The organism is Fluctibacter halophilus (assembly GCF_020687825.1).
GTDB classification, from domain to species: Bacteria; Pseudomonadota; Gammaproteobacteria; order Enterobacterales; family Alteromonadaceae; genus Fluctibacter; species Fluctibacter halophilus.
Window position 1 is genome coordinate 1,073,225 of record NZ_JAJEWP010000001.1, and the last position, 23,916, is coordinate 1,097,140.

Genomic DNA, 23,916 nt, shown 5'->3' on the forward strand with positions numbered 1-23,916 from the left:
GGTATAACAGTCTGCGACAAGGACATCATCACAGGGACGCATCATCATGACCGTTAAGGTACATCCGTTTTTTCACGACGTGTTTGGCGAACAGCAAACCGTGTTTGACGTCACGGCGACGCTGTTGTTTGCCGTTGTCGGCACTCTAGTCATCTACCATCTGATGCCAATACCGCTGCAAAGCTGGCAAGGGTGGCTGGCCTTGCTGCTGATTGCCGACGTGCTGGCCGGCTGTGTGGCCAATTTCACCCGCGGTACCAATGCTTTTTATGCCGCCCGGCCCAAAAACCGCAGGATATTTATTGCCGTTCATGTACACCTGTTGGCAATCGCCTGGTTGCTTGAACTGCCATGGCAGGGTGTACTGACGGTGTGGGGCTACACCATGGTCGCAGCCGCACTCGTTAATGCGCTGCACGGTAGTCAACGGCAGCGCTTTTGCGGCGCCTTGCTGTGGTGCGTTGGCTTGGTACTGATCACCGTGTTGGCACTCCCTCCGGGTGTTTTCCTCGTCAGTGCGCTGTTTATGACCAAAGTGGTGTACAGCTTTGCGGTGGACCATTACCCGGATCTCACGGCGCGATAAGCAGCGCCGTTTACCCGAAAGGGTGGAAAAGGGTGAGGGGGAGATCTACCCTGAGTGTGCAATTCAACATACGGAGGTTTTATGACCAAATCTGATGCCACCCGGGATGCTGAGAACAACCCCATCGCCAATATGGAAGGCCTGCAGGCAGCCATCGTCGATGGCGAAGCCGCGCGGGTCAAAGAACTGATTGCTGACCAAGCCCTCGACCCGCTGCAGAAAGACTACCTGATCGAACTGGCGATGCTGAACAATAATGCCGAAGTGATTGATGTGTTGAAAAAGGCGAGGGTGCGTCGCGTTCGCGATAGTGGTGAACGATAACACCTTGGTGCCATAGAGCCATATAGGTACAAACGTACGTCAGTTGTCCCCAAACGTAGTGCTCTTTTGTACTTACAGGCAAACTTTCGAGCTTATTTGACTTTCTGCACCTAGCTGCTGAATTTTAATGTCTGAATTTCCTGACGCAGCTCTTCTGCGAGTCGGGCCAGGCTCTGGCTTTCTTCTGAGCTGTTTTCAGATACTTCAAGGGATTTGTTGGCATACTCTGAAATCTGGTTGATATTTTTCGAGACATCATCGGATACCGAGTGTTGCTCCTCTGTAGCGGAAGCAATACTTGCCATGCGATCATTGATCTCGGCAATGATTTCAAGGATCTTCTCCAGCTTATCTTCGGTACTGGTGGCCTTTTCTACGGCGTTTTGTGCTTGTTCAAAGCTAATATCTGATTCTTTTCCTGCTTCGACGATAAGGTTGCTGAGTGTCTCGGTCATGGTTTGTATCTCAACCGCCGATGTGTGTGTGCGCTGAGCGAGTGTTCTGACTTCATCAGCTACGACAGCAAAGCCTCGACCCGCTTCTCCAGCTCGCGCAGCTTCAATGGCTGCGTTTAGGGCTAGCAGATTAGTTTGTTCCGCCACATTGCGTATCACATTGAGCACATGATCAATGTTTTTCGCTTCCTCTTCCACGGTGTTTATTCTGTCATTGGCACTTTTAACGCTACTAACCAATTGCTCGATTGAGGCAATTGTGGTTTGTAGCATTTCTTTGCCTTCATCTGACTCATGTGCGGCCAGATTTGATTTATCTGCTGTATCCTGGGTGGTTTTCGCCACTTCACTAAAGGATGCATTCATTTCCGTCATGGCGGTAGCGACTTGTTCAATACCAGCCTTTTGCTCAGTAACCGCCTCGTTTGTGTTTGAAGAAAGGTCCTGTAATTTGATTGACATGGTCGTTAATTGATCGATGGAGCGATAGACATTGGCTAAAAGCTGTTCCAGTTTAGCAAGGGCTGCATTGATACCCGTGGCAATCTGGCCAAACTCATCATCCGTATTGGTACTGATGCGACTGGTTAAATCCCCGTCGCTTAGTGGTGCAGTAAACGATAGCAGCTCTTTTATACCGGCATTCAGGCGCTTTGACATCAGGTAACTGAGGAAAGACACTGCAACGATAAATACAACCGCAATAAGCAGAGTACTGGCCCGTGCTGTTTCATAATTGGACACTGCTTCCATGACAAATCCATTGGAGCGCTGAGCTGTCTGTGCTGATATCTCGCCAAGCGAGCGCTGAAAGCTTTCAAACTTTGGCTCTAATTCCTTTAGTAAAAATTGTCGAGCAGCATTGATGTCTTTGCTGTCATACAACGTTTTAAATTGTTTGATATCAGACTCAATGCTTTGCCAGTGTTGTTTAACCTCGCGGTATTTTTGTTGTTCCTCGTCAATGAGCAAGCCAGAGAGGATATCCATATTACTATTCAATGCCTTTTGTACACTGCCCAGAGTATCTGACAGTTTGTTGGTCCTTTGTGTCGAAGTACTGAGTAATAATGCGCGGACCGTGTTGGGAAGTTCAGCGCCGAGTGATTGCAGTTGACTGACACGTTCCATTTTAGGCATTGCTCGATCTTTGACTATTTTCAGTTTGTCTGCCATCGCATCCATGCGGTAAATACTGATGATTAAAATGATCACAGGTGCTGCACATGCGATGGCTGCGGTCAGAGTGCTTTGTTGTTTTAACGATAAGTGAAGTTTAAGCATTGTACTGTTTCATGTGATGGAACGGTTATTGTGTAAAAAATGTCAGCCAAGTGACATTTAGTTTTTTTCTTCATTTGGACACACATACCCGTCGTTCTTGAGTAACAGCGCCTCAAGTTCGTGATGGGGTAGAGGTTTGGCGAAGTAGTAGCCTTGTACCACATCGCAACCAAAGGACTTCAGCACCACTTGTTCAATATAGGTTTCGACGCCCTCGGCGACCACTTCGAGTCCTTGTGAGTGACCTACTTGGATGATGTGGTGGGCAAGCACACTTTGCCTGACGTCTCCTATCATGTTGCGGATAAAGGATTTGTCGATTTTAAGTGTTTTGATCGGGATTTTGGTTAGTTGCGCTAGGGAAGAGTATCCAGTGCCGAAATCATCCAGAGAAAAGTGAATGCCCAATCTGGCCAGTGCTTCCATGCGTTTGATAACAAAGTCACAGTCTTCAAGAAAGGAATCTTCGAGGATCTCAAACTCAAGAATCATTCTCTCTTCATATTGGCCAAGGATACTGGCAACTTGTTCAACGGTTTGCGGTGCCAGTAAGGTGGTTTCGGTGATATTGAGGCTCAGCTTGGGGGCTTCTATCTGTTTCTCAAGCCAACGGTGGTACTGGGCGGCGACTTTCTCAATCACGTACATGTCCAGTTTTTTTGTCAACTCCAATGAGCTTGCTGCATCGAGTATTTCCAGTGGAGAAATATAGCCAATCTTGTCGTCAAACCAGCGAATAAGCGCTTCGGCTCCGACTATACGGTAGTCATCAAGTCTGACTTTGGGTTGATAATGAACTTGAATCAGATCCCGCTGGAGTGCGTTCGGTAGTTTATTGACAATGTGTGACATACGCTCATGTAGCGGTCTCATCTTGTCAGTAAAAAGTGAAAAATGCACTCCCGGTTCATTTTCCACGATCAAGTCCAATGCAATACGGGAGTTTTCCACCAAATCATCAAGTATCTTGTCATCGCATTGGTTCATTTCTGAGCTAGTAAGGCCGATTTTAATTGGCGTGAACACCGTGCTTGAGCCAGTCTGTATGCGGGTGCCAATGTTTTCTTCAATATCCTCACTTAACCGGAATAGGTTGTGTTTTGAAGCATCACTTATCACTGCAAAAACATACTTATTGACGTCACAGCGAGCAATCAGGTGCTCTTTGGTTGCTAGTGTCATCGTAAGTCTGCGTTTTATTTCAGCAAGGCACTCATTCGCCACATCTTGCCCAAAATTGCGTGCAACCGTCTTAATTTTGGGTAAATCAATAGAGCCGACAATGATGGATTTAATCTGGTCTGACTGAATGCCTTGCTCGAGCCTGCGTTTGAACGCTGAAAACGACATGGGATCATCACTGTAAACATCGTCCAAATAACTAAGCCAGCGATCCCCCTTTAAGCGGTGTTGACGCAGGAAAATACGCTGTTCAACTAGCTCAGCAAACAGCGAGATTAATGCCAGTTCGTTGTCTGTAAATACACGCGTTTTGGTATCGATGACACAGAGAGTACCGAGAGGGTACTTATCTGCAGATCGCAGCACCTTACCTGCATAGGCGCGTATGTGTGGAGGACCGAGGACCAACGGACCGTCTTTAAAGCGGGGATCGCTCAGCGCATCGTTGACAACAAGCAAATCCGAACTTTCATTCAGTGCGTGGGTACAAAAAGAAATGTCACGATCGGTCTCACAAACGTCGAGCCCCTTGCGACTCTTAAACCATTGTCTCTTTTCATCGACGATTGACACCAGGCAGATAGGAACGTTTATGGCTTTGGCAAGCGCGTCGGTAACGGCATCGAATTCTTGTTCAGGTGGGGAGTCCAAAATCCCTGTTTCGTTGAGGGCATGTAATCTTTGTTGTTCATACTCATGTTGTGTGTCGGTCTTTGCACTGAGCTTTACCATATAAACAATCCTGGCCAAATAATGACAACGTCTTAACCGCCCAATTAAGTACCTTCAAGCCTTGGAAATCTATTCTCAAGCCTCGCACTGTTGGGATAGGACAATACCCTGAACTTTAAAGGCTAGACCATGAGTCTAACTTTTCAAGTTCCAAGTATATGAATCAATGGAAGATTATTGAGTTAAGGAGGTTAGGTTTGTTTTCGCAGAAGAGGTTTTGGGGCTCACGCCTTCGGTTGATGTCTGAGATCTGTGTTATTGATGTAGCGGGAGTAACGTGTTAAAAATTTACCCTGGATGTAATTTGTTGCTTCATAACATTATCCGAAAATAAGGACATTATCACATGCGATCTAAAGTGGCTTTTCTCTTACGTTGAAACTGACATCGCTCCAATATTCAGGAAAACGAACAAACAGGTCGTTTTCGTTCTGGGCGTCATCTGCAATGCTTGTTGTATCTCAGCACTGGCAAGCGTTACAGAAACCCGATATCAATGGTCAGAGGACATAAACGCGCAAGCTTGCGGTAGAAAAGCGTGAAAATTGGGCACTATTAAATTGTTAACGTTCAAGGAGTTTGGGTAATATGGATAGTTTAAATAGAGAATTTTTTCCAGGTTATGCTGATCCAGATGGACGACCTTGGCAATGGTGTGGAGAGCCTGAAAATTATAGGGATGTGTTAGAGTTTAATCTCAAGCTTGCACTATTAACGCAAAAACGATTAGTTATGCCAAGAGGTTATATTTTTGACAATCCAGGATTTCAAAAGTTAATTGAAAATCGAGTTGGGAATAATTCAGAAAGTGATTTTTTCTTCAAATGCATATCAGATCTATTTGTAATTGCTACTGATGAAACAGAGGGTGAAAAACTTGATAGTAAATCTGCATGGGAGCATCAATTTCTTCTATGGATAGGAGGTAGTCAAGGTGCTGAATCACGAAATGTCCACGCCCATCCAAATATAGTTTGTCAAGACAATCATGTAAATGAGCTGACTAAAATACGTGATGCCAGTATTTATCGTGAGAAATTCATAAAATATAACCGCCTTGAAAATAAAATAAATTTGGATAAGGTTTTTGAGGCTCTTTCCAGTTGCAAATTAAGAACAGAAGAACCCACATACAAATTTGATTTCGGTTTTCGAGTTGCAGATCAGTTAATTAACAATCCAGTATACGAAATAGATAAAAGAGTTTTGGAAAAGCTCAGTTATATTAATGAGAGCAATAATGATGGAAGGTTGTCGAGGTCGCTTCTTCAGAATCGAGAAAAGCAGTTAGAGCTTGTGGGTGAAAAATTCATTATCAGCCCAGAAGAATATAGGATTAATTTGATGAAGCCATTAAGACATTATCATCATTTATCCTTTGCTAACTCTTTTGGGTCTGGTTGTATATTGAGTGATATTCATGTGCCTAGCAATGGAAAATTTGAAAATGCCGCTAGACGTGTATCTAAATCAATAGGGAAAGAAGGGTTTTCAATACATGGGAAGTTAGGAAGCTTAACATATGAAAATCTTTTTAAATTGAGAAGTAATTATAAATTTAAAAGAAGTTTAACTTCTCTGGATGAAACACAAGGGACTAACGAATCAGATTACTACAAAAAGCTAAAGCAGCACTGGCGTGAGAGCATTGCTATCATGCAAGAAAAATCTATTTCTTTAGTAAAAGGTAATGTGGTTAAGGTCATTACAGGTTCTATATCTTCCCCAGATACTAGTTCAGAAATAAACGCTGTTGATGCTATTAAGACAATTTTGTCTGTAGGAGCCGGAATACCTAAGGATATTCAATTGGAATATGATATGTGGAAGTATTGGAGAAAACTCGAAGGCGAGAGAACCAAATACCTAAAATAATGAAAGTTAACAAGTTGCTAAAACGGACAAAACAGTTGGCTTTTTCTCGTTCCTCGCTAATTATTGCCAACTGTTTTTCGCCGCTTAGCAAGGCGTTAATAGTCTGCCATTCACTTTTGCGTTAACCAGCGTCCACTACTGGCACGTAGCTCGCGTTAAACATCTGAATACTAGGTTTCTTATTTCTAGTCCAGACAGTCTGACTCACTTTGTTGTCATTGCTGGATAAATAGTTAGTCGGTTTGAACGCTACAGTGCAAACACGTCCATAATGATCGGCACTCAACTCGACCGTCCGTTGGTCGGGCGTGCGAGACTGAAATGGCTGCTCGCCCTCACCATTTCGGGACGTCTCTTACCCACGATGTGTCGTGCGCCGCGTTCGCCGTAATTACCTATTACGGCTCTTTCGCTTTGCTCACCGGTAAAGGTTTTATCTTTTACTGTATTCGGCCTGAAAATGTGAGTTAAACCCGTCCATGGTGTTTCGACCAGCCGGCACTTCCTGTGCCGTCGTTCGTTCCTCGCCGAGCAATTACCTATTGCTCGTCGTCTTCTTCGAAGACCGGAGCCCTTAATCTGGTGTAGTAACAACACATCCCTGTGGCTTGGTTCCAGCCATTTACAGGACATAAGTGGCATTTCTTCTATGTATCAGCAGAAACACACACTGAACCCATCCCTGGTAACGCACCCAGCCCGACCGTCCGTTGGTCGGGCGTGCGAGACTGAAATGGCTGCGCGCCCTCGCCATTTCGGGACGTCTCTTACCCACGATGTGTCGTGCGCCGCTTTCGCCGTAATTACCTATTACGGCTCTCTCGCTTTGCTAACCGGTAAAGGTTTTATCTTTTACTGTAATCGGCCTGAAAATCTGAGTTGAACCCGTCCATGGTGTTTCGCCCAGCCGGCACTTCCTGTGCCGTCGTTCGTTCCTCGCCGAGCAATTACCTATTGCTCGCCGTCTTCTTCGAAGACCGGAGCCCTGAATCTGGTGCAGTAACAACACATCCCTGTGGCTTGGTTCCAGCCACATCGTCCACGATGTGTCGTGCGCCGCTTTCGCCGTAATTACCTATTACGGCTCTCTCGCTTTGCTCACCGCGGCTTACCCTTGCGCTAATCGCAGGGCCAGATGAAATTTGTAGTTACTTGTAAGCGTAGTCAGACAGCTGAACTCACCTTGCGCTCATTGCTGGGAAACTACACCCAGTCAATGAGCACCTACAACCCAGCCTTCAGCTTTAAGCTGGTTTTTGCCTTGCAGCAGCAGGGCAGGATTTCGTCGTCGTCGATGAAGGCGAGGGGATCGGTGGTGTAGTCGACGTCGCCGTCGAGGAGTTTGGTGCGGCAGGCGCCGCAGAAGCCGTCGCGGCAATGGTATTGCAGGTTGATGCCGGCCGCTTCGAGGCTTTCCAGCACCGTTTTGTCGTCCAGACTGGGCACCGGATCATGATCAATCACCTCAATCATGATCCGGTTGTCATCCCCTGACATGCTGTTATGGCTTACAGGTCGTCAAAGTCGCCAAAGTCATTGGCGCTGACTTCAGAGTCAATCTGACCGACCAGGTAAGAGCTGATTTCAGATTCCTGTGGTGCTACCTGCACGTTGTCGGAGTTCAGGTAACTGTTCATCCACGGCAGGGGGTTCTCGTTCACATCAAAGGCCGGCTCAAGACCAATCGCCGCCATGCGCTGGTTGGCGATGTACTCGACATACTGACACAGGATGTCGCGGTTCAGGCCGATCATCGAACCCTGTTCAAACAGGTATGCTGCCCATTGCTTTTCCTGCTCTACGGCGGTCATGAAGATTTGGGTGGCTTCGTCACGCAACTCTTCGGCAATCTCGGCCATTTCCGGATCGTCCTTGCCGCGGGCCCACAGGTTCAGGATGTGCTGGGTGGAGCTGAGGTGCAGGTTCTCGTCGCGGGCGATCAGGCGGATGATCTTGGAGTTGCCTTCCATCAGCTTGCGCTCGGCAAACGCGAAGGTACAGGCAAACGATACGTAGAAACGGATCGCTTCCAGCGCGTTCACCGAGTTCATGCACAGATAGAGCTTTTTCTTTAGCTCACGCTGGTTAACGATGTAGGTGTGACCATCGACCGTGTGGGCACCTTCGCCCTGGGTCTGCCACAGCTGGGTCAGGAAAATCAGCTCATCGTAATAACGGCTGATATCACCGGCCCGCTCTTTGATCTGTTTGTTGACCACAATGTCGTCAAACACCGGGCTTGGATCGGTAAACAGGTTACGCAGAATGTGGGTGTAGGAGCGGGAGTGAATGGTCTCAAAGAATGACCAGGTCTCAATCCAGGTTTCCAGCTCCGGCAGTGACACGATAGGCAGGAACGCAATGTTGGGGCTGCGGCCCTGGACCGAGTCGAGCAGGGTCTGGTACTTCAGGTTGGAAATGAAAATGTGTTTTTCAGAGTCACTCAGGGCCTGGAAGTCCAGGCGGTCCTTGCTCACATCCACTTCTTCCGGGCGCCAGAAAAAGCTGATTTGCTTTTCGATCAGACGCTCAAAAATGTCGTGTTTCTGTTGGTCGTAACGGGCTACGTTCACCGGATTACCGAAGAACATGGGTTCGGCCAACGGGTTAGTCGCTTGTTGATTAAACGTGGTGTATTTCATGGGTATGGGTATCTACGTCAACGCAATAAAAAACGCCGGCAAGGAAGCTTGCCGGCATACGCTTAGATTTTGCACGCACCGCCGGCGCAATCGTCATCTTCCTCGACCACGGCTTCTTGTGCCAGGGGCTTGGATTCGGCGCGCTTCACGGCCTGGGTGCTTTCGTCTTTGTTGCCGTCACGGGTATTGTGATAGTACATGGTCTTCACACCCAGTTTGTAGGCGGTCAACAGGTCTTTGAGCAAGAGCTTCATCGGCACCTTGCCGCCGTCGTACTTGCTCGGATCGTAGTTGGTGTTGGCTGAGATGGTCTGATCGATGAATTTTTGCATGATCGCCACCAGTTGCAGGTAACCGTCGTTGGACGGGATATCCCACAGCAGCTCGTATTGTTCTTTCAGGCGCTCGTACTCCGGTACCACCTGTTTCAGCACGCCGTCTTTACTCGACTTGATACTGATGTGGCCACGAGGCGGCTCAATGCCATTGGTGGCATTGGAGATCTGTGAGGACGTTTCTGACGGCATCAGTGCAGACAACGTGGAGTTACGCAAACCGTGCTCCTTGATGGAGGCACGCAGGCTGTCCCAGTCGTATTGCAGCGGCTCGTTGCAGATGGCGTCGAGATCTTTTTTGTACGAGTCGATGGGCATGATGCCCTGAGAGTAGGTAGTCTCGTTAAACTTCGGACATGCACCTTTCTCTTTGGCCAACTCGTTAGAGGCTTTTAGCAGGTAATACTGCATCGCTTCAAACGTGCGGTGGATCAGGCCATTGGCACTGCCATCGGAGTATTTAACGCCGTTCTTGGCCAGGTAGTAGGCACAGTTGATCACGCCCACACCCAGGGTACGACGACCCATGGTGGCGTTGTACGCCGCCGGTACCGGGTAGTCCTGGTAATCCAGCAGGCTGTCCAACGCGCGCACGGCAAGTTCAGACAGCTCTTCGAATTCATCCAGGTTTTCAATCGCGCCGAGGTTAAAGGCCGACAGGGTACACAGGGCAATTTCACCGTTTTCGTCATCCACCTGCTCCAGCGGCTTGGTGGGCAGGGCGATTTCCAGACACAGGTTGCTCTGGCGTACCGGCGCCACTTTCGGGTCGAACGGGCTGTGTGTATTACAGTGATCGACGTTCTGCAGGTAGATACGGCCGGTACTGGCGCGCTCCTGCATGAACAGGCTGAACAGGTCGATGGCACGCAGGGTTTTCTTGCGAATGCTGTCGTCTTGCTCGTATTTGACATACAGCTCTTCAAACTTCTCCTGATCGGCGAAGAACGCATCGTACAGTCCCGGCACGTCAGAGGGGCTGAACAGGGTAATGTTTTCGTCTTTGATCAGGCGCTGGTACATCAGTTTGTTGAACTGCACACCGTAATCCAGGTGACGAACGCGGTTCTCTTCAACACCGCGGTTGTTCTTCAATACCAACAGGGATTCGACTTCCAGGTGCCACAAGGGGTAGAACAGGGTGGCTGCGCCGCCACGAACACCGCCCTGAGAGCAGCTTTTCACGGCAGTCTGGAAATACTTGTAAAACGGGATACAACCGGTGTGGAACGCTTCTCCACCGCGGATCGGACTACCCAGTGCACGAATGCGGCCGGCATTCACACCGATACCGGCGCGCTGGCTGACGTATTTCACGATCGCACTGGCAGTGGCATTGATAGAATCCAGGCTGTCACCGGTTTCGATCAGTACGCAGGAGCTGAACTGACGGGTTGGGGTACGCACGCCGGACATGATCGGTGTCGGCAACGACAACTTAAAGGTAGAAACGGCATCGTAGAAACGCTTGATGTAATCCATACGCGTTTCTTTCGGGTAGTTGGCAAACAGGCAGGCAGCGACCAGGATATACAGGAACTGGGCTGACTCATACACTTCACCGGTGACACGGTTCTGCACCAGGTATTTGCCTTCCAGCTGTTTTACCGCTGCGTAGCTGAAATTCATGTCGCGCCAGTGATCCAGGTACGAATCCATTTGTTCGAATTCGGACTGGGTGTAATCTTCCAGCAAGTGATGGTCGTATTTCTGCATCTCGACCATTTTGCTCACATGATCAAACAGCGCGGGCGGCTCAAACTGGTTGTAGGCGCGCTTACGCAGGTGGAAGATCGCCAGACGGGCCGCCAGATACTGGTAATCCGGACTGTCGGTGGAGATCAGATCCGCTGCCGATTTGATCAGCGTTTCGTGAATTTCCGAGGTTTTGATCCCGTCATAAAACTGGATGTGCGCCTTGATCTCAACCTGAGATACCGAGACGTTTTTCAGGCCTTTGGCCGCCCAGGTAATGACTTTGTGGATTTTGTCCAGATCGATGGGTTCCCGCTCACCGGAGCGTTTGGTCACGAGTAGATTGTTGTTCATGAAGAGTATGCCGTTTTTTTTTTATGTGTTAGCGCAGTACTGAAAGGGGACTATCCGCCTTTCATCCCGGCAAAACCAAGTCATCCCGGTGACAGCTTCCGTGGCTTGTGTTGGCGTTGCTCGATGAACACAAGATAGTGAGGTTTTTCTTTTAAATCAACCCAATATCTGGTGGTTTATTGGGCACTTGGAACCTGACCATGTGGTCGGTTAGTGGCTCCTCACCTAACAGGGGCTTTCAGTATCAAAGATCGCTGATTGCAAGAAAAAACATTGGCCTTTTTTGGCCTTAAACTTTTTTCGTTTTAAAAGGTGCGAAGTTATAAAAGCACGAAATATAGTGTTATTAAAATGCAAATGGCACTAGATGTTGTGTTAAATCGATGGGAGTAGGGCGAGCAGGGCGTCTGCCCGATCGATCACATGGTGTGCACCCCATTGGTGCGCATCCGTCGGATCGTGCAAAAATCCGTACGCGGCGGCCACGCTGATCATACCGGCCCGGTGTGTGGCTTCAATGTCCCGCGGCGCATCCCCCACATACAGTGTTGCAGCAGGCGCAATGTTCATCACTTCAGCGGCATGTAATAAAGGCATCGGATCCGGTTTACGTTGCGCCAGGCTGTCACCACTTAATACCACCCGGGCAGTGGACAGTTCGTCAAACTGCGGGACCAGCGCGTCGGTCAGAAACGCCGGTTTGTTAGTGATGATCCCCCACGGGATCTGCTGCGCATCCAGATGGGCCAGTACCTGTGACATACCGTCAAACAAGCGGGTATGGCGAGCAATATTGGCAGCATAATGATCCAGCAGGGCCTGGCGCAATGGCGCCGTGTCTTGTGGCAATGCGTTGCCAAAACCCATTTTAAGTAACCCCAGTGCCCCGTCGGAGGCCACCGGGCGGTATTGACGGGCCTCGGTTAACGGACGTTGGTGCTGTGCCAGTACATGGTTGAGGGCTGCTCCCAGATCGTCGGCGGTGTCGAGCAATGTGCCGTCCAGATCAAACAGCACACCCTCTACTTTATTGGCTTGACTCATGCCAGGCGCTCGGCGTGCAGCAGGTAATTGACGTCGAGGTTCTTGTCCGACAGAAAATAACCCTGGGTCAGTGGGTTGTAATGCAGGCCGGTGGCGTGGCGGGACACCAGGTCGGTGTCATCCATCCAGCGCATCAGCTCAGCCGGCTTGATGAATTTGTCATGTTGATGGGTGCCTTTGGGTACCCAGCCGAGTACATACTCGGCGCCCACAATCGCCATCAGATACGATTTGACGTTGCGGTTTAAGGTTGAGAAGAACACCTGACCGCCGGGTTTTACCAGCGTGGCACAGGCCCTGACCACCGAAGCGGGGTCTGGCACGTGCTCAAGCATTTCCAGGCAGGTCACCACATCAAACTGGCCGGGTTGCTGTTCGGCGAGGGCTTCCACGGCGATGGCCTGATAGTCCACCTTCACACCAGACTCCAGGGTGTGCAAGCGGGCCACTTCCAGCGATGCATCGGCCAGATCGATGCCGGTCACGTTCGCGCCGCGACGGGCCATGGCTTCACTGAGAATGCCGCCACCACAACCAACATCCAGCACGTTTTTACCGTGCAGGCCGCTGCTGTGCTGTTCGATAAAATCGACCCGCAGCGGATTGATGTCGTGCAGGGGTTTGAATTCTCCGGCCGGATCCCACCAACGGCTGGCCAGTTCGGAAAACTTGGCAATTTCTTGGGGGTCGACGTTCACGGCAGGGGATTCAACAGGGCTGGTCATGGGCACTCCTTTTTATCTGCCGGGCATTATAACCAGCCTATTTATGTGCTGACCAGATACCTGTGTTTATAAATGAGCCGTTATGCGGTCTGATTGCGCAGGATATGAGCGACAGGCGCTATAAATTTGTAATTGCCGGTGGTAGAATCGAGCGTTACTTGCAATTCCAATGCGCGTAGATTGCCCCGGTCTGCGTCCGTACTACACGGACCTGGCAAGACACCAATAATAATGATTAGGGACAAGGCTGTATATGACTGACCTCGCCAAAGAAATATTACCGATTAACATTGAGGAAGAGCTAAAGAACTCCTACCTGGATTACGCCATGAGCGTAATCGTCGGACGGGCATTGCCGGATGTTCGAGACGGGTTAAAGCCGGTTCACCGTCGCGTGTTGTTCGCGATGAACGAACTGAAAAACGACTTCAACAAGCCGTACAAAAAATCCGCCCGTGTGGTCGGTGATGTGATCGGTAAATACCACCCTCACGGTGACTCTGCCGTGTATGACACCATTGTTCGTCTGGCGCAGCCTTTCTCCATGCGCTACATGCTGGTCGACGGCCAGGGTAACTTTGGTTCGGTGGATGGCGACAGCGCTGCAGCAATGCGTTACACCGAAGTTCGCATGGCCAAGATAGCTCACGAGCTGCTGGCTGACCTGGAAAAAGAAACCGTCGATTTCGTGCCTAACTACGATGGCACGGAGATGATCCCCGAAGTGCTGCCGACCAAAGTCCCCAGCCTGCTGGTGAACGGCTCATCGGGTATTGCTGTGGGAATGGCGACCAACATTCCGCCGCACAACCTGACCGAAGTGATCAACGGCTGTATCGCCCTGATTGACAACCCGGACATGACCATCGAAGAAATCATGGAGCATATTCCGGGTCCGGATTTCCCCACTGCCGCAATGATCAGCGGTCGTAAGGGCATCGATGATGCCTATCGCACCGGTCGCGGTAAGATTTACATGCGTGCCCGTGCAGAGATTGAAACCGAAGACAACGGCAAAGAGACCATCGTGGTCAACGAAATTCCCTATCAGGTCAATAAAGCGCGCCTGATTGAGAAGATTGCCGAACTTGTCAAAGAAAAGAAAATTGAAGGCATTTCGGCACTGCGTGACGAGTCTGACAAAGACGGTATGCGCATTGTTATCGAGGTCAAACGTAACGAATCTGCCGAAGTATTGCTTAACCATTTATATGCCCAGACACAACTGCAGACGGTGTTTGGTATCAACATGGTGGCACTGGACAACGGCCAGCCCAAGGTGCTCAACCTCAAAGAAGCGTTGGAAGCCTTTATCCTGCACCGTCGTGAAGTGGTTACCCGCCGTACCGTGTTCGAGCTGAAAAAAGCCCGTGAGCGTGCCCACATCCTTGAAGGCCTGGCGATTGCACTGGCCAACATCGACGAGGTGATTGAGCTGATCAAAGCCTCGCCAAGCCCCAGTGAAGCTAAGCAAGCCTTGGTTGCCCGCGGTTGGGATCTGGGGGATGTGTCGGAAATGTTGTCCCGTGCTGGTGATGACGCGGCCCGTCCTGACTGGTTGGAACCTGAATTCGGTATCCGTGACGGCAAGTATTACCTGACCGAGCAGCAAGCCCAGGCCATTCTGGATCTGCGCCTGCACAAACTGACTGGCCTGGAACACGAAAAAATTCTAGGTGAGTACAAAGAGTTATTGGAACAGATCGCCGAGTTGTTGCACATTTTGGCCAGTTCAGAGCGTTTGATGGAAGTGATCCGCGAAGAGTTGGAGAAGGTCCGTGAAGAATATGGCGACGAGCGTCGTACTGAAATCACTGCGGCCAGCCATGACATCGACATCGAGGATCTGATCGAACAGGAAGACGTGGTGGTCACATTGTCCCGTGAAGGCTATGTGAAGTACCAGAAACTGACCGATTATGAAGCCCAGCGTCGCGGCGGTAAGGGTAAGTCAGCAACCAAGATGAAAGATGAAGACATCATCGAGAAACTGCTGGTTGCCAACACCCATGACCATATTCTGTGCTTCTCGACCCGCGGTCGTCTGTACTGGTTGAAGGTCTATCAGTTGCCGTTTGCCAGCCGCAATGCCCGCGGTCGTCCGATCGTGAACATTCTGCCGTTGGAAGACAACGAACGCATCACGGCGATCTTGCCGATCAAGGCGTTTGAAGATGACAAATACGTGTTGATGGCCACGGCCAACGGCACGGTCAAGAAAACCGCGCTGAGCCAGTACTCGCGCCCACGCTCCAACGGTATTATTGCGGTCAACCTGAATGACGGCGATGAGCTGATCGGTGTGGCAATCACCAACGGCAGCAGCGACATCATGCTGTTCTCTGATGCCGGTAAAGTGGTGCGTTTCAATGAGCGACTGCGTGACAGCGAAACCGGTGAAGTGAAGCGGGATCCTGAGACCGGTGAAGAATTGTTGTCACTGCGTCCGATGGGCCGTACAGCGACCGGTGTGCGTGGTATCCGTCTGCAAGACGGACAAAAAGTGGTGTCGCTGATTGTGCCGGAAGGGGACGGAGCCATCCTGACCGCCACTGAAAACGGTTTCGGTAAGCGAACTCCGCTGGCTGATTACCCGGCCAAGAGCCGTGCCACCCAAGGTGTGGTGTCAATCAAAGTGTCCGAGCGTAACGGTAAAGTCGTTGGTGCGGTACAGGTTGATGACGGCCAGGAAATCATGCTGATCAGCGACATGGGCACACTGGTACGTACCCGTGTCAGCGAAGTGTCCACGGTAGGCCGTAACACCCAGGGCGTGCGTTTGATCCGTACCGGTGAGAACGAACACGTGGTGGGCTTGCAGCGTATCGAGGAAATCGAAGACGAAGAATTGCCAGAACAATTAGACGGGGAAAACCCCGCACAAGACGCCGACGCCGTGACTGAAAACACAGCCACGCCGGACAGCGACGAAACGACAGAATAATTCGCCCGCGGGTGGTAACGCCCGCATAGTCGTTATGCCAGAACGGGCGGCTTTCGGGTCGCCCGTTTTTTGTTTTCATAGAGAATTTCTTCAATGACGAAAGTGTATAATTTCTGCGCCGGTCCGGCGATGCTCCCTGAAGCGGTGATGCAACAAGCGCAACAGGAATTGCTCGATTGGAACGGGCAGGGCTGTTCGGTGATGGAAATCAGTCACCGCAGTGATGCCTTTGTAGCCCTGGCTACCGAGGCTGAGCGTGATTTGCGAGATCTGCTGGGTGTGCCGGACAATTACAAAGTCCTGTTTACCCACGGCGGTGGTCGCGGCCAGTTTTCGGCCGTGGCCATGAACCTGGCGACAAAACAAGACGCCGCGGCCTACCTCGTCAGCGGTTCCTGGTCTAAAAGTGCGTTGCAGGAAGCCGGACGTTATGTGCAGGCCCATGCAGTTGCCTCCGTCAGTGAGCACAATGGCCTGTTTACCTTGCCGTCTGAGCAGGCGTGGCAATACCCGGACAATGCCGCGTACTTCCATTATTGCCCCAACGAAACCGTAGATGGCTTCGAGATCCCTGAACCCCCGTCGGTGGCGCTGCCTCTGGTGGCAGACATGTCATCCAACATTTTGTCCAAGCCGATCAACGTATCGGACTATGGGGTTATCTACGCCGGCGCGCAGAAAAACATTGGCCCTTCGGGATTGTCCGTGGTCATTGTGCGTGATGATCTGCTCGATCGCGCTCGCCCTGACACACCGTCGATTTTGCATTATGCGACGCTGGCCAAACACGACTCCATGTACAACACGCCGCCGACCTTTGCCTGGTACCTTGCCGGTCTGGTGTTCAAGTGGCTGAAAAGTCAGGGTGGGGTAGATGCCATGGCGGCGCGTAACCAGGAAAAAGCCGACACCCTGTATGGTGCCATTGACGGCAATGACTTCTATGTTAACCGCGTTGATCCGCACTATCGTTCACGCATGAACGTGCCATTCCAGTTGGCCCGCCCGGAACTGGACGATGCCTTTTTAGCCGAGGCTCACGATGCCGGACTGATCGCACTACAAGGTCACCGCAGTGTCGGCGGTATGCGCGCCAGTATCTACAACGCCATGCCACTGGAAGGGGTTCAGACCCTGGTGGATTTCATGCATGACTTCGCACGGAGGAACGGTTGATGGAGCAATTAACCCTTGACCCTATCGACCGTATTGACGGCGAAGTGAATGTACCCGGCTCCAAGAGTTTGTCCAATCGGGCCTTGTTGTTGGCCGCATTGGCAAAAGGCACTACCGAGCTGACCAACTTGCTGGATAGCGATGATATCCGACACATGCTCAATGCCCTGAGCGCGCTGGGCGTGGAATACCAGCTGTCGGCCTGTAAAACCCGTTGTACGGTAACCGGTAACGGCGCGGCATTTAATGTTGCAGAACCGCAAACGCTGTTTCTTGGCAATGCCGGCACCGCGATGCGTCCGCTGTGTGCCGCACTGGCCTGTTCCCAGGGTAGGTTTACCTTAACCGGTGAGCCGCGTATGGAAGAGCGCCCCATTGGTGCGTTGGTGGATGCCCTGCGTCAGGCGGGTGCCCACATCGATTACCAGAAGAACGACGGATATCCACCGCTCGACATTCAGGGCGGCGCCCTCAAAGGGGGTGACATCAGCGTTGACGGTTCGGTGTCGAGTCAGTTTCTGACCGCATTGCTGATGGCGGCGCCTTTGTTCGACGGAGACAGCGCGATCCGCATCGTTGGTGAGCTGGTATCCAAGCCCTACATCGATATTACCCTGCACACCATGAAAGCGTTTGGTGTCGAAGTGCAAAACGATGATTATCAGGTTTTCCATGTACGCGGCGGCCAAACCTACCGCAGTCCGGGTCAATTCATGGTGGAAGGGGATGCCTCTTCGGCGTCTTACTTCCTCGCTGCCGGTGCCATCAAGGGTGGTCGTGTCAAGGTGACCGGGGTTGGCAAAGCCTGTATCCAGGGCGATATCCGCTTTGCCGATGCGCTTGAAGCCATGGGCGCAAAAATCACCTGGTTTGATGATGCGATCGTAGTAGAAGGCGCGCCGCTGCACGGTATCGACATGGACATGAACCACATTCCGGATGCAGCGATGACCATTGCCACCACGGCGTTATTTGCCAAGGGCACGACGCGGATGACGAACATCTACAACTGGCGGGTAAAAGAAACCGACCGCCTGGCGGCGATGGCTTGTGAACTGCGCAAAGTGGGTGCCACGGTGGAAGAGGGCCATGATTACATTGTCGTCGAGCCGCCAGTCACGCTGCGCCATGCCGACATAGATACCTACAATGACCACCGTATGGCGATGTGTTTTTCGTTGCTGGCGCTGGCTCCGTGCGGTGTCACCATTAACGATCCGGGATGTACTGCCAAAACCTTTCCGGACTATTTTGAACGCTTCGCGACCCTGTCCCACAGAGTCTGAACTCAGGTTCAATGACACGCCCTGAAACATTTAGCAGGGCGTGTTTTTCCCCACTGTCATTGCTAAACCATCCCTAACGCGTATAATTGCGCCCGATTTTTAAGCTGGAGCTCAGGAGCGCTCATGCAAAACGCCCCCGTCGTCACCATTGACGGCCCGAGCGGTGCCGGAAAAGGCACTGTGAGCACATTATTAGCCCGCCGTCTGAAATGGCATTTCCTTGACAGTGGTGCAATTTACCGCGTGTTGGCTATCGCCTCATTGCACCATCAGATCGATCCGGCCGACGAGGCGGGTCTGGTGCCGTTGGCATCCAGTCTGGATGTCAGTTTTGAAACCGGCGATAGCGGTACCCGCATCATCCTCGAAGGGGAGGATGTGACCGATGCAATCCGCACCGAGGAGATTGGTAGCGTTGCATCACAGGTGGCTGCATTGCCCTGCGTGCGGGAAGCCTTGTTACGTCGTCAACGGGCGTTTCGTGACAGCCCGGGCCTGGTCGCGGATGGTCGTGATATGGGAACGGTGGTTTTCCCTCAGGCACAGGCCAAGATATTTTTAACCGCCAGCGCCGAGGAAAGGGCGTCAAGACGCCATAAGCAGTTGAAAGAAAAGGGCCATGATGTTAGCATTACGCGCCTTTTAGCCGACATACAGGCTAGGGACGAGCGCGATGCGAATCGGAAAGTGGCGCCGTTGGTGCCGGCAGAAGATGCGTATGTGGTTGATTCTACTGAATTAACCATTGATGACGTCGTGGAAAAAATCAGTCAGTTTGTTGCCCTGAAGCTCGAAAGCGCAGAGTAACAGGCTGACCCATTAAACGTAATAAGATGGCAATCACGGATGACTGCGATCAACAATCACAACCCCACATTTACGGGACTGTAATGTGGATGTCAATCATTAAGTAAGTTATGACTGAAAATTTTGCTCAACTATTTGAAGAGAGTTTGAAAGAACTCGAAACTCGCCCAGGTGCCATCGTTAAAGGTACTGTTGTTTCTATCGATAAAGACATCGTTCTGGTAGACGCGGGCCTTAAATCTGAAAGTGCTATCCCTGCAGATCAGTTCAAAAACGCAGAGGGTTCTCTTGAGATTGCCATTGGTGACCAGGTCGACGTTGCACTTGACGCTGTTGAAGACGGCTTCGGTGAAACTATCCTGTCTCGCGAAAAAGCCAAGCGTCATGAAGCATGGGTTGAGCTTGAGAAAGCTTACGAAGAGAAAGAAACCATCAAAGGTGTTATCAACGGTAAAGTCAAAGGTGGCTTCACGGTTGAAGTTAACTCCGTTCGTGCTTTCTTGCCAGGTTCTCTGGTTGACGTACGCCCTGTACGTGACACCACTCACCTGGAAGGCAAAGAGCTAGAATTCAAAGTGATCAAGCTGGATGCTAAGCGTAACAACGTGGTTGTATCACGTCGTGCGGTTATCGAAGCAGAAAGCAGTGCAGAGCGTGACCAGTTGCTGGCCAACCTGGAAGAAGGTCACGAAGTTAAAGGTATCGTTAAGAACCTGACCGACTACGGTGCATTCGTAGATCTGGGCGGTGTTGACGGCCTGCTGCACATCACTGATATGGCTTGGAAGCGTGTTAAGCATCCGAGCGAAATCGTCAACGTTGGTGATGAAATCAACGTTAAAGTCCTGAAGTTCGACAAAGAGAAGCAGCGCGTATCTCTGGGTATGAAGCAGATGGGCAACGATCCATGGCAAGAAATTGCTGAGCGCTACCCAGAAGGCTCTAAGCTGAACGGTGCGGTCACCAACCTGACTGACTACGGTTGCTTCGTAGAAATCGAAGACGGCGTTGAAGGTCTGGTACACGTTTCTGAAATGGATTGGACCAACAAGAACATCCACCCATCTAAGGTTGTTAACCTGGGTGACGTTGTTGAAGTTATGGTTCTGGAAATCGACGAAGAGCGTCGTCGTATTTCTCTGGGTCTGAAGCAGTGTAAAGCGAACCCTTGGGAAGAGTTTGCCAAGTCTCACAGCAAAGGCGACAAAGTATCCGGTAAGATCAAGTCAATCACTGACTTCGGTATCTTCATCGGTCTGGACGGCGGCATCGACGGCCTGGTTCACCTGTCTGACATCAGCTGGAACAAAGCTGGCGAAGAAGCAGTTCGTGAATACAAGAAAGGCGACGAAATCTCTGCCGTTGTACTGCAAGTCGACCCTGAGCGTGAGCGCATCTCTCTGGGCGTGAAGCAAATCGAAGAAGATCCTTTCAATAAGTATCTGACAGACAACAAGAAAGGTGCTATCGTTACTGGTACAGTCACAGCTGTCGACGCGAAAGGCGTTACTGTGAACCTGGCAGAGGAAGTGGACGGTTACGTTCGCGTATCTGACCTGGCTCGCGACCGTGTCGAAGAAGCAACTGACGTTGTCAGTGTTGGTGAAGTACTGGAAGCTAAACTGATGGGTGTTGACCGCAAGAACCGCGTTGTTAACCTGTCTGTGAAAGCGAAAGATCAAGCTGACGAGAAAGAAGCAATGGACAAAGTGAACCAGCAGGATGATGCCGGTTTCGCTAACGCCATGGCTGAAGCTTTCAAAGCAGCAAAAGGCGAAGAGTAAGGTGTTAGATGCCGCTCTTCGGGGCGGCATCGCTATCATCCGATAGCTGCCCAGTGATTTGTTTGACCAAGAGGTTGTTATGACCAAGTCTGAATTAATTGAACGGCTAGCGGACAAAACAAGGCACATTCCTGGCAAGGACGTAGAGTCTGCAATCAAGGAAATGCTGGAACAAATGGCGCAAACCCTGCAACGTGGTGAGCGTATTGAAATCCGGGGTTTTGGCAGCTTCTCGTTACACTATCGGGCCCCACGCGTTGGGCGTAACCCGAAAACCGGTGAAACAGTGAAATTGGACGGCAAGTACGTTCCACACTTCAAACCGGGTAAAGAGCTCAGGGAACGTGTAAACGATAGAGTAACACACTGAATCGTCTGAATATTTAAAAAGCGGCACTCCAAATCGGGTGCCGTTTTTGTTAGAGTGTAGCGGAACTCAATCATACCGCGGAAAACACCGCTTTGCCGGTGACGGTTATCGCACTTAAGGAATGCCATTGAAGCGCTTTCTTATCGTTCTGTTGTCATTGACCATTTTGCTGATCACAGTGGTGATCGGTGCGCAGAATGATCAACTGGTAACGGTCAATTACCTCATTGCTCAATCTGAATTGAAACTGTCGGCACTGCTGGCGGTGATGCTGGTGTTTGGTATCGCCATTGCGGCATTGGCCTTTAGCCTGATCGGGTTGCAGATGCGCTGGAAAATGCGCGCCATGAAAAAACAACTGGGGCGCCGACCTTCGGTTGATGACTGACCATGCTTGAACTGCTGTTTTTGTTGCTTCCCGTTGCTGCCGGCTATGGATGGGTCATGGGCAGGAACAGTGTTCGTACCGCTCAGCGTAAGCAATCCAGCATCATGGCCAGGCATTACTATAAAGGCCTTAACTTCCTGTTATCGGACCAACCCGACAAAGCCGTAGACACCCTGATCAAGATGATCGACCTGGACAGCGATACGGCAGAAACCCACATTGCCATGGGCAACTTTTTCCGTCATCGCGGCGAGTTAGACCGGGCCATTAAAGTGCACCAGAGCCTGGTCAGCAAAGAATCTCTGTCCGATGAACAACAACAAACGGCGCTCAGAGAACTGGGGCGTGACTACATGCTGGCTGGCTTCCTTGAACGGGCCGAAAATGCTTTCCTGCAATTGCTCAGCAGTGACAAACACTACCTCGACGCGCAAATCCAACTGTTCAATATTTACCAGACCACCAAGGAGTGGGAGCGGGCCATCGAACTGGCCGAAAACATGATGGATTGTCATGGCGACAGTGAAGAATTATGTCAGCGTATCGCCCATTTCTATTGCGAACAGGCCGAAATTCAGTTGCGCAACGAAGACTACGAAGGTGCAGAAAAGCTGTTGCAAAAAGCCGTGTTGGCTGACGAGCATGCGGTACGACCCTGGCTGATGCTGGGGCAATGTGCCATTACACTGGGTCACTATGAACAAGCCATGGAATACCTGAAGCAAGTGCCCGAGCGGGACATGTCGTGGCTCAGTGAAGCGGTGCCTTTAATGGAAACCTGTGCGCAAAAGCTGCAGGACGAACAGGCTTTGCAGGCCGTGTTGGACGCTTACTGGCAACGCTGTGCCACTGCCTATCTGGCCAAAGTGCATCTGATGGCACGACAGGGGCAGACGAAGGAGGCGGCCGACGTACTGTTGCAGCAGCTGCGCACCCATCCCACCATGCGCGGCTTCAGCACACTAATGTCATTCTATATCGATCAGGATGCTCAGGATAAAGCCCTGGACAGTCTGCAGATGCTCAAAGAGCTGGTCGAAGAACAGATCCAGCAACGTCCCAAGTATCGTTGCCAAAGCTGTGGTTTTTCCGGACGGAAAATCCATTGGCTGTGCCCATCCTGTAAAAAATGGGGTGTGGTGAAACCCATAAAAGGTCTAGACGGAGAGTAACACATGCAAGATCCCAAGGTGATTGTCGCATTGGACTTTGACAATAAAGCCAACGCTTTGTCACTGGTAGAACAGCTGGACAGTACTGCCTGTCGGCTAAAAGTGGGCAAAGAAATGTTCACCCACTTCGGTCCCAGATTCGTTAAAGATCTGGTCGGCTTGGGGTTCGATGTGTTTCTTGATCTCAAGTTTCACGATATTCCAAATACCGTGGCCAAAGCCTGTCAGGCTGCCGCAGATTTGGGGGTCTGGATGGTCAATGTGCACGCCAGCGGCGGCCCGGTGATGATGGAAAAAACCCAACAGGCCTTGTCTCGCTACGGTAAAGACAAGCCTTTGTTGATTGCAGTGACGGTGTTGACCAGTATGGATGCCGAACAATTGGCCGCTATCGGTATCAACACCACGCCTGAACAGCATGTGCTGCGCCTGGCTAAGCTGGCCAAACAGTCGGGCCTGGATGGGGTCGTGTGTTCAGCCCAGGAGGCCGCGGTGCTGCGTGAGCAGATTGAAGCACCGTTTTCGTTGGTTACCCCGGGGATCCGTCCGGCGGGAGCAGACGCCAACGATCAGAAACGCATCATGACTCCGGAACAAGCGGTGCAGGCGGGGGTGAGTTACATGGTCATAGGCAGGCCGATAACCCGCGCCAAAGACCCTCTGGCAGCACTGCAGGCGATTAATCAGAGTATCGCCGGCGTATAGAACGAAAAAAGGAGGCTATCAGCCTCCTTTTTTAAATGTTTGTCTTTCGTA

General features: G+C 50.9%; 19 protein-coding genes. 12 read left to right on the forward strand and 7 right to left on the reverse strand.

Going from position 1 to position 23,916, the window contains the following annotated elements; all coding sequences use genetic code 11:
* Positions 1-46: 46 nt before the first annotated feature.
* Together LJ739_RS04980 and LJ739_RS04985 are read left to right on the forward strand one after the other, a co-directional pair.
* Positions 47-586, forward strand: a complete 540-nt coding sequence (locus LJ739_RS04980) for a hypothetical protein (RefSeq protein ID WP_229157597.1) — start codon at positions 47-49, stop codon at positions 584-586.
* 81 nt (positions 587-667) lie between these two features.
* Entirely contained in the window at positions 668-910 is a 243-nt protein-coding gene (locus LJ739_RS04985; RefSeq protein WP_229157599.1) for a hypothetical protein, read from the forward strand.
* A 110-nt stretch (positions 911-1,020) separates the two neighbouring features.
* Here LJ739_RS04985 and LJ739_RS04990 read toward each other — a convergent pair whose 3' ends face one another.
* Both LJ739_RS04990 and LJ739_RS04995 read right to left on the reverse strand, forming a co-directional pair.
* Positions 1,021-2,649 carry a methyl-accepting chemotaxis protein gene (locus tag LJ739_RS04990; RefSeq protein ID WP_229157602.1) on the reverse strand — a complete coding sequence of 543 codons (1,629 nt, stop codon included), beginning with the start codon at positions 2,647-2,649 and terminating at the stop codon, positions 1,021-1,023.
* Between the two features lie 57 nt (positions 2,650-2,706).
* A complete protein-coding gene (locus tag LJ739_RS04995; protein WP_229157604.1) occupies positions 2,707-4,563 on the reverse strand; it encodes a sensor domain-containing diguanylate cyclase in 1,857 nt (618 codons plus the stop codon).
* A gap of 588 nt (positions 4,564-5,151) precedes the next feature.
* Between LJ739_RS04995 and LJ739_RS05000 the strand changes: the two genes are divergently transcribed.
* Entirely contained in the window at positions 5,152-6,438 is a 1,287-nt protein-coding gene (locus LJ739_RS05000; protein WP_229157606.1) for an HAD family hydrolase, read from the forward strand.
* 1,224 nt (positions 6,439-7,662) lie between these two features.
* Here LJ739_RS05000 and yfaE read toward each other — a convergent pair.
* The 5 genes from yfaE to ubiG form a co-directional block, all read right to left on the reverse strand.
* On the reverse strand, positions 7,663-7,935 hold the full coding sequence (yfaE, locus tag LJ739_RS05005) for a class I ribonucleotide reductase maintenance protein YfaE (protein ID WP_229157608.1): 273 nt from the start codon (positions 7,933-7,935) through the stop codon (positions 7,663-7,665).
* A gap of 11 nt (positions 7,936-7,946) precedes the next feature.
* On the reverse strand, positions 7,947-9,080 hold the full coding sequence (gene nrdB / locus LJ739_RS05010) for a class Ia ribonucleoside-diphosphate reductase subunit beta (RefSeq protein WP_229157610.1): 1,134 nt from the start codon (positions 9,078-9,080) through the stop codon (positions 7,947-7,949).
* Between the two features lie 62 nt (positions 9,081-9,142).
* Positions 9,143-11,464 carry a class 1a ribonucleoside-diphosphate reductase subunit alpha gene (gene nrdA / locus LJ739_RS05015; protein ID WP_229157612.1) on the reverse strand — a complete coding sequence of 774 codons (2,322 nt, stop codon included), beginning with the start codon at positions 11,462-11,464 and terminating at the stop codon, positions 9,143-9,145.
* Positions 11,465-11,839: 375 nt separating this feature from the next.
* Positions 11,840-12,508: an HAD family hydrolase gene (locus LJ739_RS05020; protein WP_229157614.1), complete on the reverse strand. Its 669-nt coding sequence runs from the start codon at positions 12,506-12,508 to the stop codon at positions 11,840-11,842.
* Entirely contained in the window at positions 12,505-13,233 is a 729-nt protein-coding gene (gene ubiG, locus LJ739_RS05025; protein WP_229157616.1) for a bifunctional 2-polyprenyl-6-hydroxyphenol methylase/3-demethylubiquinol 3-O-methyltransferase UbiG, read from the reverse strand. The genes LJ739_RS05020 and ubiG overlap by 4 nt, the downstream gene beginning before the upstream one ends.
* 253 nt (positions 13,234-13,486) lie before the next feature.
* Between ubiG and gyrA the strand changes: the two genes are divergently transcribed.
* From gyrA to pyrF, 9 genes are all read left to right on the forward strand, one after another.
* A complete protein-coding gene (gyrA, locus tag LJ739_RS05030; protein WP_229157618.1) occupies positions 13,487-16,177 on the forward strand; it encodes a DNA topoisomerase (ATP-hydrolyzing) subunit A in 2,691 nt (896 codons plus the stop codon).
* 93 nt (positions 16,178-16,270) lie between these two features.
* On the forward strand, positions 16,271-17,353 hold the full coding sequence (gene serC, locus LJ739_RS05035) for a 3-phosphoserine/phosphohydroxythreonine transaminase (RefSeq protein ID WP_229157620.1): 1,083 nt from the start codon (positions 16,271-16,273) through the stop codon (positions 17,351-17,353).
* Positions 17,353-18,639 (forward strand): 3-phosphoshikimate 1-carboxyvinyltransferase, encoded by a 1,287-nt coding sequence (aroA, locus tag LJ739_RS05040; protein ID WP_229157622.1) that lies wholly within the window; start codon positions 17,353-17,355, stop codon positions 18,637-18,639. The genes serC and aroA overlap by 1 nt, the downstream gene beginning before the upstream one ends.
* 123 nt (positions 18,640-18,762) lie before the next feature.
* A complete protein-coding gene (gene cmk / locus LJ739_RS05045) occupies positions 18,763-19,446 on the forward strand; it encodes a (d)CMP kinase (protein ID WP_229157632.1) in 684 nt (227 codons plus the stop codon).
* Positions 19,447-19,556: 110 nt separating this feature from the next.
* Positions 19,557-21,230, forward strand: coding sequence for a 30S ribosomal protein S1 (gene rpsA, locus LJ739_RS05050; protein WP_229157634.1), 1,674 nt, complete (start codon positions 19,557-19,559; stop codon positions 21,228-21,230).
* A 79-nt stretch (positions 21,231-21,309) separates the two neighbouring features.
* Positions 21,310-21,600 (forward strand): integration host factor subunit beta, encoded by a 291-nt coding sequence (gene ihfB, locus LJ739_RS05055; protein ID WP_229157636.1) that lies wholly within the window; start codon positions 21,310-21,312, stop codon positions 21,598-21,600.
* Between the two features lie 127 nt (positions 21,601-21,727).
* A complete protein-coding gene (locus LJ739_RS19025; protein WP_324254896.1) occupies positions 21,728-21,988 on the forward strand; it encodes a lipopolysaccharide assembly protein LapA domain-containing protein in 261 nt (86 codons plus the stop codon).
* Between the two features lie 2 nt (positions 21,989-21,990).
* A complete protein-coding gene (gene lapB / locus LJ739_RS05070; protein ID WP_229157638.1) occupies positions 21,991-23,160 on the forward strand; it encodes a lipopolysaccharide assembly protein LapB in 1,170 nt (389 codons plus the stop codon).
* Positions 23,161-23,163: 3 nt separating this feature from the next.
* Positions 23,164-23,865 (forward strand): orotidine-5'-phosphate decarboxylase, encoded by a 702-nt coding sequence (pyrF, locus tag LJ739_RS05075; RefSeq protein ID WP_229157640.1) that lies wholly within the window; start codon positions 23,164-23,166, stop codon positions 23,863-23,865.
* The last annotated feature ends 51 nt before the right edge of the window (positions 23,866-23,916 follow it).

Excerpts from the sequence above, each read along its gene's own strand:
- LJ739_RS04980 (WP_229157597.1), top strand. The coding sequence starts at position 47 with ATGACCGTTAAGGTACATCCGTTTTTTCACGACGTGTTTGGCGAACAG.
- LJ739_RS04985 (WP_229157599.1), top strand. The coding sequence starts at position 668 with ATGACCAAATCTGATGCCACCCGGGATGCTGAGAACAACCCCATCGCC.
- LJ739_RS04990 (WP_229157602.1), bottom strand. The coding sequence starts at position 2,649 with ATGCTTAAACTTCACTTATCGTTAAAACAACAAAGCACTCTGACCGCA.
- LJ739_RS04995 (WP_229157604.1), bottom strand. The coding sequence starts at position 4,563 with ATGGTAAAGCTCAGTGCAAAGACCGACACACAACATGAGTATGAACAA.
- LJ739_RS05000 (WP_229157606.1), top strand. The coding sequence starts at position 5,152 with ATGGATAGTTTAAATAGAGAATTTTTTCCAGGTTATGCTGATCCAGAT.
- yfaE (WP_229157608.1), bottom strand. The coding sequence starts at position 7,935 with ATGTCAGGGGATGACAACCGGATCATGATTGAGGTGATTGATCATGAT.
- nrdB (WP_229157610.1), bottom strand. The coding sequence starts at position 9,080 with ATGAAATACACCACGTTTAATCAACAAGCGACTAACCCGTTGGCCGAA.
- nrdA (WP_229157612.1), bottom strand. The coding sequence starts at position 11,464 with ATGAACAACAATCTACTCGTGACCAAACGCTCCGGTGAGCGGGAACCC.
- LJ739_RS05020 (WP_229157614.1), bottom strand. The coding sequence starts at position 12,508 with ATGAGTCAAGCCAATAAAGTAGAGGGTGTGCTGTTTGATCTGGACGGC.
- ubiG (WP_229157616.1), bottom strand. The coding sequence starts at position 13,233 with ATGACCAGCCCTGTTGAATCCCCTGCCGTGAACGTCGACCCCCAAGAA.
- gyrA (WP_229157618.1), top strand. The coding sequence starts at position 13,487 with ATGACTGACCTCGCCAAAGAAATATTACCGATTAACATTGAGGAAGAG.
- serC (WP_229157620.1), top strand. The coding sequence starts at position 16,271 with ATGACGAAAGTGTATAATTTCTGCGCCGGTCCGGCGATGCTCCCTGAA.
- aroA (WP_229157622.1), top strand. The coding sequence starts at position 17,353 with ATGGAGCAATTAACCCTTGACCCTATCGACCGTATTGACGGCGAAGTG.
- cmk (WP_229157632.1), top strand. The coding sequence starts at position 18,763 with ATGCAAAACGCCCCCGTCGTCACCATTGACGGCCCGAGCGGTGCCGGA.
- rpsA (WP_229157634.1), top strand. The coding sequence starts at position 19,557 with ATGACTGAAAATTTTGCTCAACTATTTGAAGAGAGTTTGAAAGAACTC.
- ihfB (WP_229157636.1), top strand. The coding sequence starts at position 21,310 with ATGACCAAGTCTGAATTAATTGAACGGCTAGCGGACAAAACAAGGCAC.
- lapB (WP_229157638.1), top strand. The coding sequence starts at position 21,991 with ATGCTTGAACTGCTGTTTTTGTTGCTTCCCGTTGCTGCCGGCTATGGA.
- pyrF (WP_229157640.1), top strand. The coding sequence starts at position 23,164 with ATGCAAGATCCCAAGGTGATTGTCGCATTGGACTTTGACAATAAAGCC.